The following is a 13,417-nucleotide window of genomic DNA, read 5'->3' as shown; positions in this document are numbered from 1 at the left end:
CCGATTCACCTGCAATGTCACAATCAATTAACACTGAGAAATCCGCCCGACATACATGCAATCCACACTCAATCCCATCAGAACGCAGATATTTTGCATGCATCACACGATCCGGAGGCACGGATGAAACTCGCAAACACGATGCAGGACACCGACGCACGCAGACTGACCACGTCCATGCAGATGGCCTTCACCGATGTAGTGAAGAAATTCGACACCGGCACGGTGGCACTGGACGGCATCAATCTCGATGTGCGCCGTGGCGACTTCGTGGCCGTGGTCGGCCCGTCCGGCTGCGGCAAGTCGACACTATTGCGCATGGCAGCCGGCCTCGAGCGTCCTACCAGCGGATCCGTTGCCCTCGACACCGAATCGGTAGGCTTCATCTTCCAGGAGCCGACGCTGTTACCTTGGCGAACAGTACAATCCAATGTCGAGTTGTCAGCCGAGTTGGGCGGCGTGTCCAAAGCCCTCCGTCGTGAACGCGCCGGCGAAGCCATCAACGCTGTCGGTCTACGAGACTTCTCGGGGCAATTGCCCAATGCACTGTCCGGCGGCATGAAGATGCGAGTGTCTCTCGCGCGGGCTCTGACCTTGGCTCCGGAGGTCATGCTCCTGGACGAGCCGTTCGGTGCTCTCGACGAAATGACGCGCCTCGACATGCAGGTCGAACTTCAACGGCTATACGCGGACAAGGGATTCACCGCTATGTTCATCACGCATTCGGTGTCCGAGGCGGTGTATCTCGCCAACAAGGTTGTCATCATGACCGCGCGACCTGGTCGCATCCATTCTGTCGTCGACATCGGCTTCGGTTACCCACGCAGCCCGGAACTGCGGTACGACGCCCGTTTCACCGAATACGTCGCCGAAATTTCGGCCAGTCTGCACGGGAGCCTCCGATGACCGAAGCACTGACACTTCGCCGCGAAGTAGTAAGCACCACAGCAACTTCCCTACCCACGCAGCTCTGGAAGCAACGCCTGAAGAGGATCGGGAGCATGATCGCGTTTCCCCTTCTCTCGTTGGCCGGCGCTCTCGCGCTCTGGTCGATAGTGAGCAACCTGGTCCTCTCACCCGAACGCCAGTTCATGCTGCCGCCCCCAAGTCGGGTGCTCACCCAGTCGCTACTCGACTGGAAACACCTCGGTCCGATGCTCGAAGCGCTGGCCGTCACCGCGCAGGTCGCGGCGGTGGGATTTGTCGTCGCCGTTGCAATCGGCGTCGGAACGGGTGTACTGATGAGTCAGGCCAAGTGGATCGAGCGGATCGTCTACCCGTATGCCGTTGTGCTTCAGGTCATTCCCATTCTCGCGATAGTCCCGTTGATCGGCCTGTGGTTCGGCTACGGCATGACTGCCCGCACCTTGGTGTGTGTACTGATCGCGGCGTTCCCCATCATCACCAACACCCACTTCGGTTTGCAGTCCGTGGACCGGGGACTGCATGAACTCTTCACCCTCGGACGCGCATCGCGCTGGGATCGGCTGGTAAAGCTCGAACTGCGAGCGGCGATGCCTGCCATTCTCACCGGCATCCGCACCGCGTCCGGACTTGTTGTGGTCGGTGCCATTATCGGCGACATGTTCTTCGCAAAAGGACAACCCGGCATCGGCACCCTTCTCGACGTCTACCGCAGCCGACTTCAGTCCGAGGATCTGATCGGCGCGATCGTCATTGCTTCACTGTTCGGTGTCCTGGTCTTCTCCGCTTTCGGATACCTCTCCCGCATTCTGGTCGGTAAGTGGCACACGTCCGGCCGCTGATCGACCTACTCCCCATCGAAACAAGGACCTACTGACATGAGCTTCGAGATTCCCACCATCGACATCAGCCCCTACGTCATGAGCCCATACGTCATGAACTCGCCGGCCGAGCGCTACGACGCTGCCTGCGCTGCCGTCGCTACCGACCTGGACCGGGCTTGCCGCGAAGTCGGCTTCATTCAGATTGTGGGACATGGAATTCCACGCGAATCGATCGACGGACTGGCCGGCGCGCTGGACGAGTTCTTCGCCCTGCCCCTGGACGTGAAGAAGACGTACGCCCGCTCGTCGTCCGAGAACCGTGGATACTCTCCGCCGAAGTCGGAGTCGTTGAGCATGAGCCTGGGTGTCGCGTCCGCGAATATGATGAACGATTTCTACGAAGCCGTCGTCGTCGGAACCGAGGCCGCCGACTACCCGGACCTCGACCTCCCCGAATTCAGTTACGCCGCCAACACCTGGCCGGATGCGGCACCTGGATTCAGGCCTGCTGTCGAGCAATACTTCTCCCACGCACAGACTTTGGCTGCAATCCTGATGCGCGCGTTCACCGATGCGCTGGGATTGGAGCAAGGATATTTCGACTCCATGCTCGACCACTCGATCAATGCGTTGAAAATGAACAATTACGCGCTCCCCGAAAGCGAGATCGCGATGCCCGGGGAAATGACCGGTATGGGCGCTCACACCGACTTCGGGATTCTGACCATCCTCTGGGCAGATCAGGTGCCCGGCCTTCAGATCCTGGGCGCCGACAATCTCTGGCATGACGCCCAACCAGCGGACAACGCCCTGCTGATCAATCTCGGCGACGCGATGGCTCGCTGGACCAACGACCGCTGGCGGTCCACGATTCACCGCGTCGATCCGCCGATCGTCGACGGTCGGATCATCAGACGGCGTTCTGCCGCATTCTTTTTCGACGGAAACTACGACGCCGTCATCGAGGCGCTACCGGGAACACTGCAGCCCGGCGAGGTCGGGTATCCGCCGATCACGATTGCCGAGAACATCGCGGCCAAGGTCGCAGGATTGAAAGGTGGGATTGCCCCGGGTGGGGACTTGCGAGAAGCCGAACGAGTACGCGCGGCCGGGTAATGTCAGCACTGTGCAAGGGGACCACGAAATCCATGACGAAGAAGAAATCATGACCACAACCGAACGTGCACCGCTGACCGAGTCGGTACACGAGACTCTGCGAGAGCTCATCTTCTCCGGCGAACTCGCCCCAGGCACGCCGCTCAGTGTCCCCGCACTCGCATCCAAGTTGAATGTCAGTAGAACGCCGGTTCGCGAGGCCGTTCAGCAATTGATCTACGAAGGCATCGCGGTACACACCCGCAACGCCGGTGCGAAGGTCGAATCGCTCGATGCGGACTCACTGCGCGCGGTGTTCGAGGTCCGGGAGGTCCTGGACGGCCTTGCGGCTTTCAGCGCTACAACCCGCGCCACTCACGACGTCGTCTCCCAACTGAACAAGATGGTCGAGGAACAACGTGAATTGTTGAACACCGCACCGGATCGGCGTCGCGATTCCGCGTTGGACCTCGAGTTCCACAATCTGATTCGGGAAACAGCGGCCAACGACCCACTCCGTGACGCTCTGCACCGCCTGGATGGTCAATCGCATCTGTTTCGGACGGACATGTGGGGTTCGGATCTGAACCGGCGGCTCGCCGTGGCCGAGCATGCCCGGATCGTCTCGGCCATCGAGACCGGTGACGCTGTTGCTGCCCGCGCCGCCGCGAGCGCTCACGTCGCCGGACTACTCGTCCGTACGACGCGCTGCTGAACACCGACACACACCAACACACACTGACAAAAAAGAACCGCCGCACTGGATTCCAGTGCGGCGGTTCTTTCTTTAGTAGCGGGGACAGGATTTGAACCTGCGACCTCTGGGTTATGAGCCCAGCGAGCTACCGAGCTGCTCCACCCCGCGATGCATGGATAAAACTACACGAGCCGGTGAACAGAATGCAAATCGCCTGCGCCAGAGTCACATCCGAGCCCCGAACCACGATTTTCGGTGACCGGCTTCACAATTTCACCGTGACCATCAACACATAACAGACGTGTAACGGAGACACCTCGAATCCGCATCGCCGGGATCTGACCTGGCGATTGTCCGGATTTTTCGAACCGATACCGAACAGTCAGCTCGCAAAACCGTGAAGTGAACCTTGAAAGCAACTCCCGTACGGTCGATCCCGGCCCGAATCAACCGGGCGAACGCCGACCCGCCGCTGCCTGACTCTGCCCCGCGGGATCGGAACCCCCGAAACCTTCGAGGGGCAGAGACACGGAGAGAGAAGCGCCCGGGACGAAAGCATCACCTCGACCCGCAGGCCCGCCGTTGTCAGCGAGCGCGGAGAGGATTTACCCCATGTCTTACACCAGCATCAGCAAGCGTGCAGTAGGCACATTGGCCGTAGCCGGCGCCCTCGTTGCAGTACCCCTCACCATCTCCACCGGCACCGCATCCGCAGCCACCCACAACTGGGACGGCGTCGCAGCGTGCGAGAGCGGCGGAAACTGGAACATCAACACCGGAAACGGCTACTACGGCGGACTTCAGTTCTCGCAGAGCACCTGGACCGCCAACGGCGGCTCCGGCTCCCCCGCAAACGCGTCGAAGGAAGAGCAGATCCGCGTTGCCGAGAACACCCTGCAGTCCCAGGGCCCGGGCGCATGGCCCAGCTGCGGCAGGCACCTGACCGTCGCATCCGAGGAGCAGGCTCCGGCGCCCGCACCGGTCGTCGAAGAAGCACCGGCCGTCGTCGAAGCACCCATCACCGCAATCCAGATCCCGGCCGAGGTCAAGCCCGCAGCACAGCAGGCCTACGACTCCGCTCGCGCGCTTGCCGACCAGTACGGTTTCGGCGCGCAGTTCCAGCAGCTCGCCGACACCAACCCGCAGGTGCTCGCAGCACTGCGCTGATACCGGCGTACAACGCACAAACGCGAAGGCCCACCATCCGATTTCGATGGTGGGCCTTCGCGTTCTGCTACGACAACCCTTACTTCGGCAGCGCCTGGTAGGCGTCAACTGCCTTCTGCAGACGATCCAACGCCGCACCGTATGCAGCGAAGTCGCCGCTCTGCTGGGTAGCTCGCAGATTTACCAGCGCTGCATCGAGTTCCGCGACAACCGCCGCGGTGTCGGTCGGAGCCGGGGCCGGGGCGCCGGGCGTCGGATTGGTTTCCGTGCTCGTATCCGGAGTCGGGGCGGTCTCGGCCGTTCCGCCCGGAGCCGTTGCCACACCGGCAGCACCGCCGTTGTCGAAGATCTGACCGAGAGCCTCGGCCAGCGTCGACGCGTAGCCAACCCGAACACGCCCGGACACACCCGGTTCCTGGTAACTGGCCAGGACGCGAGAGAGCTGCGGGAACGACGTGCTGGCGTTACTGCGTTCGGTGTACATCGGCTCGACGTAGAGAATGCCGCCCTTTGCGATCGGCAACGCCAACTGGTTGCCGTATCGAATGGTGTTGGTTCTCTCGAGGATCGATTTCTCCGAACCCACTCGCGGATCCGAGATCATCGAGTTCTGAGACTGCGACGGACCCTGCGTCTGTTTGTCCGTCGGCAACTGCAGGACGGTGATCTTGCCGTAGTTCTTTGGATCCGAATCCACCGAAATGTGAGCCGAGAGGAACTCACGACGGAAGCCGACCATCGGGCTGATGAGGCGGAACGCCGGCTCACCGGTCTCCTGATCACCGACCATCACGTAGAACGGCGGCTCGTTCTGGTTGGAACCTTCGACCGTCGGCTCGTTGGGTACCGACCAGAACGCGTTGTTGGTGAAGAACTCGGTCGGGTTGTCGACGTGGTACTTCGCCAACATCTCGCGCTGGACCTTGAACAGATCCTCCGGGTACCGGAAGTGCGCACGCAGGTCGTCGGAAATCGCGCTCTGCGGCTGGACGGTGTTCGGGAACACACCCTTCCACGCATTGAGGACGGGATCGTTGTCATCGACCTGGTACAGCGTGACCGTGCCGTCGTAAGCGTCGACGGTGGCCTTCACCGAGTTACGGATGTACGACACCTCCTTCTTCGGGAGGAGTCGGCCAGTGGTGGCGTCGACACTGTCGGCCACCAGGCCCTCGAGCGAACTGCGCTGCGCGTACGGGTAGTTCTCGAGCGTTGTGTACGCGTCGACGATCCAGACGATCTTGCCGTCGACAGCAGCCGGGTAGGCGTCGCCGTCCATTGTCAGCCACGGAGCAACCTGGCCGACGCGATCGCGTGGGTCACGGTTGTAGATGATCTTGGAATCGGAGCCGACCGCACCGGAGAACAGGATGTTGCGCTCGGTGTACTTGGCGGCAAACGCCAACCGATTGAACCAGTTTCCGATATCGACACCACCGGATCCGGTGTACGTGTACTTGGTCTGCTCGGTGTCGTACTCACGCGGTTCGGAGCCGCTCGCCCCACCGACGATCGCATAGTCCGCGGTGCCCTGAGCGATGACCTCGCCGTAGTAAACGCGTGGCTGATCGACCGGAATGACCTGCGTTCCTGCGGCCAACGACGCGATGTCGCTTACCGTGTAGATCGGGTAACCCGCGTTGTTGTTGGCTGCTTCCTTGGTCGGATCGAGGACCGGAGCGGTGATCCTGTTGGCCGGCGCTGCCACCAAGCCGTCGCCGTGTGTGTAGACGGTGTGCTTGTTGATCCAGTCCGTCTGGTTGCCCTGCAGGTTGTTGGGCGAGAGTTCACGCGCCGCAACGATGTAGTCCTGCATTTCGCCCGCGACCTCGTAGCGGTCGATGTCGAGCGACGGCGGGAATCCGTAGAAGTTCTGACGCTGCTGCTGCTGTGTGAACGTGGGCGAAAGAATGTTGGGATCCAGCAAGCGTGCGTTTGCAATGGTCGTGACGTCCGCCGGAACGTCGCGCGGAATTGCGGTGCCGTCACCCGAATACGGCTGATAGGTCACCTTGTCGTCCGTGATGCCGTACGCCTGCCTGGTGGCGGCGATGTTCCGCTCGATGTATGCGCTTTCCTTGTCTGCGGCGTTCGGCTTGACCGAGAACTGTTCGACGATCATCGGCCACACGGCACCGACCAGAACCGACGACAGCACGAGCAGAGCGACAGCCATCGCCGGAATGCGGAGATCCCGCGTGAAGATGGCCGCGAAAAACGCCAGCGCACAGATCACTGCGATGGACAGCAGGATCAGCTTGGCCGGCAGCACCGCGTTGATGTCGGTGTAACCGGGGCCTGTGAACGTTGGCTCCTTACGATCGCTCGAGAGCAGCGAGTACCGGTCGAACCAGTACGCAACTGCCTTGAGCAGAACGAAAGTTCCTGCCAAGACTGCCAATTGGATGCGAGCAGCCGTGGTGAACGTTCCCGCGCGACCGGCGAGTTTGATGCCGCCGAAGATGTAGTGCGTGAGAAGGTTCGCTACGAACGCCAGGAGAACCGCGACAAACAGCCAGTTCAGCACGAAGCGGTAGAACGGCAGATCGAACGTGTAGAAACCGACGTCGAGGTTGAACTGCGGATCGGAGATCCCGAACGAACCACCGTTGAAGAACAACTGGACCGTGACCCAGTTGGCCTGCGCGATCAACCCGGACAGCAGTCCGATTGCGATCGGGATGATCACACCGAACAGACGCAGACGCGACATGACGGTGGTGCGGTAGCGCGCGATCGGATCATTCGGACCGGACACCGGAACAAAAACGGGACGCGAGCGGTACGCGAGCATCATCGCCAACCACACGATGGCACCGACCACAACACCCACGACGAGGAAGAGCAGCGCGCGGGTCAGGAGAACCTTGGTGAAAACACCTCGGAAATTGACTTCGCCGAACCACAACCAATCGGTGTACATGCCGATCAGTCGCGGACCGATCAGCAGGAGTACCGCAACAATTACGGCTACCCCCAACAGGATTCGACTGCGTCTGGACAGAGAGGGTAAACCTGCGGGGGGCCGCATGCCCACGTGCCACGCTCCAAGATTCGGCGACGCCGAGGCGCCGCAACCGAGTGCATCGATCAGTGCAGCCATGTCCGAGTGGACTTGGCCGTTTCGGACCACTCTACGTAACAACAGTCACGGCGTGACAACACGAGGTGCAAGGATGAACGGGTGAGTGAAGAAAATCCGAACAGGTCACCGAAGGCACTAGCCCGGTGCGTTCATGAAGTTGTCGACCACATCGACGCCGAAGGCTGGGATCAGCCACCCAAGTTGTATGCCCTGGTACCCACCGAGCTGCTTGCCGCAGCCGAACCGGGCCTGCTCGACCAACTCGAGGACGGGGCCGAATACACCCCGATCGAACAGGAGCCACTCCCCGACGACATCATCGGCGGATCACGCGCACTCGACGAGTTCCTGGCCACGACCAATTGGCCCGACTCCGTCGAGGGTTGCATCCTCGTGCAGGAAATCGTGGTTCTGCCGCCCGCCGCGGAATCGGATCTCGACCATGCCGTCGAGCCGGTCTTGACCGACGAACACGCGGCTGACGAAATTGCCCGACTGACGGCCGACGCGCACCCGGACCGACGAGCGGCACGCCTGTTTGTCGGCGTCCTCCGCGACGGCCCGTCCCTGTCGCTGTTGCAGATGCGCCCGGACGAGGACGCAGATCCCTACGCCGAGCCGGCGCTTCTGACGTACGACGGTTTGGCTCCTCACATCGTTCATGCGTTGTACGCGACGCTGGACGAAGTCGAAGACGACTAGCAGAGGACTAGCAGCTGGGTGCTTCGCCGCCCGAGTTTAGGCTGTCGAGTGCGTCAACCGCGCCGGACAGGTTGTCGACCTTCACCAGTCGAAGCCCGTCCGGCGCGTTCTGTTTTGCCTCGTCGCAGTTCTGCGCAGGGACGAGGAACGTCGAAGCACCGGCGTCCGCGGCTGCGATGAGCTTGAAGCGGATTCCTCCGATGGGCCCCACGCTGCCGTCCGAATCGATGGTTCCGGTTCCCGCGACGAACTGACCTCCGTTGAGTTCACCTGGCGTCAGCTTGTCCAACAGCGCGAGGGTGAACATCAGGCCGGCTGACGGTCCACCGATGTCGGCAAGGTTGAACGTCACGTCGAACGGAACGTCGGGAACCTCTTCCGGCGTGATGCCGAGGTATCCGAGTTCGGGTTGGTTCGGCCGGGCTCCGACAGTCACGGGCACTGTCGTTTCGGCACCGCCGCGAATCACGGTGACCGGCACCTGCGTGCCCGGCGCTATCGCCGCAACGGTTTCTTGCACCGCACCGACGGTGTCGACGGGGGTATCACCGATCTTCACCAGCGTGTCACCTTCGGCCAATGCACCACTGGCGGGACCGTCGGGAGTGACCTTCGTGACGGTCAACGCGACTGGCTTGCCCAGGAAGTTGAGTGCCGCGAGTTCCGCGCTGTTCTCGGACTGCTGGAAGTCAGCTGTGTTGGCCTGCTGAATTTCTTCCTTCGTCTTACTCGGCGGATACACCTCGGCGCGGGGAACCAATCCGTGCTCGCCGCTGGCCCAGAGACCAAAAGCCTCGAAGAGATTGAGGCCGTCACGAACGGAGACGGTGGTCATATTGAGGTTGCCGGTTGTCGGATCGAGTTCGGTGCCCTCGATGTCGACCACGGATTTCGTGACCTGCTTGCCGTCGACGGTGGTGTCGACTGTGCCCAGCGTGTTGAACGTCGGTCCCGGCCCGAGCGCGACGTACGGAACGGTGACGAGCGATCCGACGATGCCCAAGACGACGATGGGAGCTAGGGCGGCCAGGAGAGTCACGATCCGTCGATTCACCTTGTCCAGGGTAGAGCCATTGCCTCCGCTGTTCGCCATCAGCGTGACAGCGCGCATTACTCGAGGCCTCCAACCCTTGTACCGTTGAGGTATGAGCAACATGCCGTTCGGCTTCTCCAACTCCGACGACGATCCCGACCGTGACAAGAACGCGGCCGGTGGCAATCCGTTCGGGGGTGGTGACATGCCGTTCGGATTCGGTGCGGGCGGTGAAGGTTTCGACCCCGCACAACTCGGGCAGATGCTGACGCAATTCGGCCAGATGCTCAGTGGCATGGGTTCGTCGATGGGTTCCGGCGGATCGGGTCCTGTCAATTACGACGTCGCGAAGAAACTCGCGCGCCAGCAGATCGGTTCTGTCACACCGATCACCGAGGGCAACGTCAAGGCCATCGCCGACGCGGCCCACCTTGCGGAACTGTGGCTGGACGCTGCAACGACGCTGCCCGCCGGCGCCACCAAGACCGTTGCGTGGACAGCTAACGACTGGCTCGACAACACCATCGACACCTGGAAGCGCCTGTGCGATCCGGTCGCCGAGAAGGTGTCGGGGATGTGGGCTCAGGGCCTGCCGCCCGAGGCCGCTCAGATGGCCGGCCCGATGATGGGAATGCTCACGCAGATGGGCGGACTCGCATTCGGTTCACAGCTCGGCCAAGCTCTCGGCCAGTTGTCCAAGGAAGTGTTGTCCTCCACTGATATCGGCCTCCCCCTTGGCCCGGCAGGGACCGCCGCTCTTCTTCCCGCGGCCGTTCAGTCGTTCAGTGACGGGCTGGAACAGCCCAATCAGGAAATCCTGGTGTTCCTCGCCGCACGTGAGGCTGCTCACCATCGCCTGTACAGCCATGTGCCGTGGTTGCGCCAGCGAGTGCTCTCCACCGTCGAGGAATATGCCCGCGGGATCACCATGGACTTCTCGGCGATGGAGGAGTTCGCCAAGGATCTCGACCCGTCGGCTCTGGCCGATCCCGCCAAGTTGGAAGCCCTGATGCAACAGGGCACCTTCGAACCGCAGACCACTCCGGAGCAGAAGGCCGCTCTCGAGCGCCTCGAAACGCTGTTGGCTCTGGTTGAGGGCTGGGTGGAGACGGTAGTCACCGCCGGACTCGGTGAACGCCTGCCCGGTGTTGCCGCGATGAGCGAGACGCTTCGCCGTCGACGCGCCACCGGCGGACCGGCAGAGCAGACGTTCGCAACACTCGTCGGACTCGAACTGCGTCCGCGCAAGGTCCGCGAAGCCGCAACTCTGTGGCAGCGCTTGACTGCCGAAGCCGGAATGGAAGCCCGCGACGGTATCTGGTCGCACCCGGATCTGCTGCCTGATTCCAGCGACCTCGATGCCCCGACCTCGTTCATCGAACGTGTCACCGGTGGTGGCGAGTCCGGCAATTTCGACGATCCGATGGCTCAGCTCGAGGCTCTGCTGGCCAAGGAACGGGCCGCCGAAGAAGCCATGGACAAGACAAAAACAGACAAGCCGAAATCGGACAAGCCGGCTGACGACGGCCAGGACGACAAGTAAACCGAAAAGTTGCGATCCACGCTGAAGTGCAAGGTCAGCGCTTCGAAAGCCTGTGGATAACTACGATTTTCGCGATCCGGAGAGCTCAGCTCACTGTCACTATCGGTGAATGAGCACACCGAACACCACACGATCCGTGGGTCCCGAATGGGATCCACGGATCGTTGTTCTTCTGCGCCCGGACGGCCGGCTTCAACTCGGATGGCGCCCGGGGAAAGCTGTGGTCCTGACTCCCCCTGACGGAATCGACGGCAGGGACCTGCAAGCCCTACTCCGCTTGATGGACGGACACACGAGTATCGCGACCATCATGTGGACTGCGACGGGGCGCGGTATCAGCGCCGCAGTGATGACCGAACTGCTCGCCGAACTCACCGCAGGCGGATACCTCCGGGCAAGTCGGGGCGAGCGCGCCGACACAGGATCGATTCGCGTCCACGGGCAAGGACCGCTGTCCGACTCCATAGCCCAGGCTCTGCGTCACGGCAGCTCTTCCGTCCATCGCTCACACGGCTACCGAAGCAGCCACGTCGTTGCCGGGTGGCGGAATGCACTTGTTGTCCTGACCGATGACGTGGTCACCGATCCTCGTCTATGTGCCGACCTCGTCCGGTACGGCATACCCCACCTTGCCGTTCACCTGCGCGACGGCTGCGGCGTTGTCGGGCCATTGGTGCTGCCCGGGCACTCGAGTTGTCTGCGATGCGCCGACATCACCCGGGCGGCCCATGATCCGGACTGGCTGCACCTGGCGGCGCAGTTGCTCGGTAGCGCCGGTTACGCCGATCCCGCGATGATTCATGCGACCACCGCGCTCGCTCTGTCCGAGATCGAGTCGGCGATCAGTGCGTCCGAAGCGACGGCGCCGGTCAGCTTGTTCTCTACCCTCGAGATCGATCTTGTCCCATATCGCATCACGACACGTCGCTGGCCTCGACAAACGTCGTGCAGTTGCCATTACCTCGCACCCGTGACGGGCGCCGGTGGCATCCGTCAGACATGATGGTGGGGTGTCCGACATCCCGCGCAAAAGCTCTGCCCGTACTGCCAAACTCGCAAGCATTCCGATTGGGATGGCCGGGCGGGCCGCAATGGGCTTCGGACGCAAGCTCGCCGGTGGTGACAAGGACCAGATCGACGCCCAGCTCAGCGCCAGGGCCGCGGAGCAGTTGTTCTCGGTTTTGGGTGAACTCAAGGGCGGCGCCATGAAGCTGGGCCAGGCGCTCAGCGTCATGGAAGCGGCCATTCCGGAGGAATTCGCGGAGCCGTATCGCGAGTCCCTGAACAAGCTCCAGGCCGCCGCGCCGCCGTTGCCCGTCAAGCAGGTCCACAAGATGTTGGATCAGCAACTGGGAACCAAGTGGCGTGATCGGTTCCAATCCTTCGACGACACCCCCACCGCATCGGCCAGCCTCGGGCAGGTCCATCGGGCCGTGTGGTCCGACGGACGCGACGTGGCCGTCAAGGTGCAGTACCCCGGCGCCGACGAAGCCCTGCGTGCCGACCTCAAAACTCTCGCTCGGTTTGCGGGACTGTTCGGATCGGTGATGCCCGGCGTCGACGTGCGTCCGGTCATCGAGGAGTTCACCGCGCGAACCGAGGAAGAACTCGACTACCGGATCGAAGCTGACAACCAGCGCGCATTCGCCGCGGAATTCGAGGGCGATCCCCAGTTCCTCATCCCGCGCGTTGTTGCCAGCGCACCGAAAGTTGTTGTCACCGAATGGATGACGGCAACGCCGTTGACCAGGATCATCGAGAGCGGAACGCCGAACCAGCGCAATGCAGCCGGTGCGCTGCTCGCCGAGTTCCACTTCGCATCACCGGCGCGCGTCGGCCTGCTGCATTGCGATCCGCACCCCGGGAATTTCATGTTGCTCGACGACGGCCGGTTGGGTGTCATCGATTTCGGTGCGGCGGCCCCGTTCCCGGGCGGGCTACCCACCGTCTTGGGAACAATGGTCAGACTGGCGGTCGACGAACGATTCGACGAACTGACGGAACTGTTGCGCGCCAACGGTTTTGTCATTCCAGGCCGCACCGTCACCGAACAGGAAATCGCCGACTACCTACGTCCGTTCACCGATCCGATTCAGACCGAGTCGTTTCACTTCACTCGAACCTGGCTTCAACGAGCCGCCGGAACTGCGACCGATTTCAACAGCGCGCAGTTCCGGACGGCCCGGGCACTCAACTTGCCGCCCGAGTACCTGATGATCTTCCGAGTCCTCCTCGGCTCGGTGGGCATCTGTGCCCAGTTGGACGCGTACGCCCCGTACATGGAGATCCTGACCCGGTGGCTGCCGGGATTTGCGGAGCCACAGGTGTAACAGGTGTAACCGGCTCC

The 13,417-nt window shown here is 62.2% G+C and carries 11 protein-coding genes and 1 tRNA gene; 9 read left to right on the top strand and 3 right to left on the bottom strand.

Annotation, left to right across the window (positions count from 1 at the left end; genetic code table 11):
- Window positions 1–123 precede the first annotated feature (123 nt).
- Genes RG2_RS06240 through RG2_RS06225 form a run of 4 tightly spaced genes read left to right on the top strand, consistent with a single transcriptional unit; the run spans window position 124 to window position 3,558 of the window.
- Window positions 124–906 (top strand): ABC transporter ATP-binding protein, encoded by a 783-nt coding sequence (locus RG2_RS06240; RefSeq protein ID WP_033231143.1) that lies wholly within the window; start codon window positions 124–126, stop codon window positions 904–906.
- Window positions 903–1,766 (top strand): ABC transporter permease, encoded by an 864-nt coding sequence (locus tag RG2_RS06235; RefSeq protein WP_033231144.1) that lies wholly within the window; start codon window positions 903–905, stop codon window positions 1,764–1,766. Before RG2_RS06240 ends, RG2_RS06235 begins: the two co-directional genes overlap by 4 nt.
- Before the next feature lie 36 nt (window positions 1,767–1,802).
- The gene (locus tag RG2_RS06230; RefSeq protein WP_033231145.1) at window positions 1,803–2,864 is read left to right on the top strand and encodes an isopenicillin N synthase family dioxygenase; all 1,062 of its coding nucleotides are present in this window, start codon (window positions 1,803–1,805) and stop codon (window positions 2,862–2,864) included.
- Window positions 2,865–2,913: 49 nt separating this feature from the next.
- Window positions 2,914–3,558, top strand: coding sequence for a GntR family transcriptional regulator (locus RG2_RS06225; protein WP_033231489.1), 645 nt, complete (start codon window positions 2,914–2,916; stop codon window positions 3,556–3,558).
- Between the two features lie 76 nt (window positions 3,559–3,634).
- Here the strand turns inward: RG2_RS06225 and RG2_RS06220 are convergent.
- A tRNA-Met gene (locus tag RG2_RS06220) sits at window positions 3,635–3,708 on the bottom strand.
- Window positions 3,709–4,152: 444 nt separating this feature from the next.
- On the opposite strand from RG2_RS06220, the gene RG2_RS06215 reads away from it, so the two are divergent.
- Window positions 4,153–4,707, top strand: coding sequence for a transglycosylase family protein (locus RG2_RS06215; protein WP_033231146.1), 555 nt, complete (start codon window positions 4,153–4,155; stop codon window positions 4,705–4,707).
- Between the two features lie 79 nt (window positions 4,708–4,786).
- Here RG2_RS06215 and RG2_RS06210 read toward each other — a convergent pair whose 3' ends face one another.
- Complete coding sequence (locus RG2_RS06210) at window positions 4,787–7,744, bottom strand: UPF0182 family protein (RefSeq protein WP_033231490.1); 2,958 nt, start codon at window positions 7,742–7,744, stop codon at window positions 4,787–4,789.
- A gap of 147 nt (window positions 7,745–7,891) precedes the next feature.
- On the opposite strand from RG2_RS06210, the gene RG2_RS06205 reads away from it, so the two are divergent.
- Window positions 7,892–8,494 carry a PPA1309 family protein gene (locus RG2_RS06205; RefSeq protein WP_033231147.1) on the top strand — a complete coding sequence of 201 codons (603 nt, stop codon included), beginning with the start codon at window positions 7,892–7,894 and terminating at the stop codon, window positions 8,492–8,494.
- 7 nt (window positions 8,495–8,501) lie between these two features.
- Here RG2_RS06205 and RG2_RS06200 read toward each other — a convergent pair whose 3' ends face one another.
- Window positions 8,502–9,548 (bottom strand): YlbL family protein, encoded by a 1,047-nt coding sequence (locus RG2_RS06200; protein ID WP_033231491.1) that lies wholly within the window; start codon window positions 9,546–9,548, stop codon window positions 8,502–8,504.
- A gap of 91 nt (window positions 9,549–9,639) precedes the next feature.
- Here RG2_RS06200 and RG2_RS06195 point away from each other — a divergent pair, with 91 nt between their 5' ends.
- The 3 genes from RG2_RS06195 to RG2_RS06185 all read left to right on the top strand — a co-directional run bounded on the left by RG2_RS06195 (window position 9,640) and on the right by RG2_RS06185 (window position 13,400).
- Window positions 9,640–11,070: a zinc-dependent metalloprotease gene (locus RG2_RS06195; RefSeq protein WP_033231148.1), complete on the top strand. Its 1,431-nt coding sequence runs from the start codon at window positions 9,640–9,642 to the stop codon at window positions 11,068–11,070.
- A gap of 109 nt (window positions 11,071–11,179) precedes the next feature.
- Window positions 11,180–12,073 (top strand): hypothetical protein, encoded by an 894-nt coding sequence (locus RG2_RS06190; RefSeq protein WP_033231149.1) that lies wholly within the window; start codon window positions 11,180–11,182, stop codon window positions 12,071–12,073.
- Window positions 12,074–12,080: 7 nt separating this feature from the next.
- Window positions 12,081–13,400, top strand: a complete 1,320-nt coding sequence (locus RG2_RS06185; RefSeq protein ID WP_092801093.1) for an ABC1 kinase family protein — start codon at window positions 12,081–12,083, stop codon at window positions 13,398–13,400.
- The last annotated feature ends 17 nt before the right edge of the window (window positions 13,401–13,417 follow it).

Origin of the sequence: Rhodococcus globerulus NBRC 14531 (assembly GCF_001894805.1) — a bacterium.
Classification (GTDB): domain Bacteria; phylum Actinomycetota; class Actinomycetes; order Mycobacteriales; family Mycobacteriaceae; genus Rhodococcus_F; species Rhodococcus_F globerula.
This window is presented reverse-complemented; position numbering and strand designations above follow the sequence as displayed.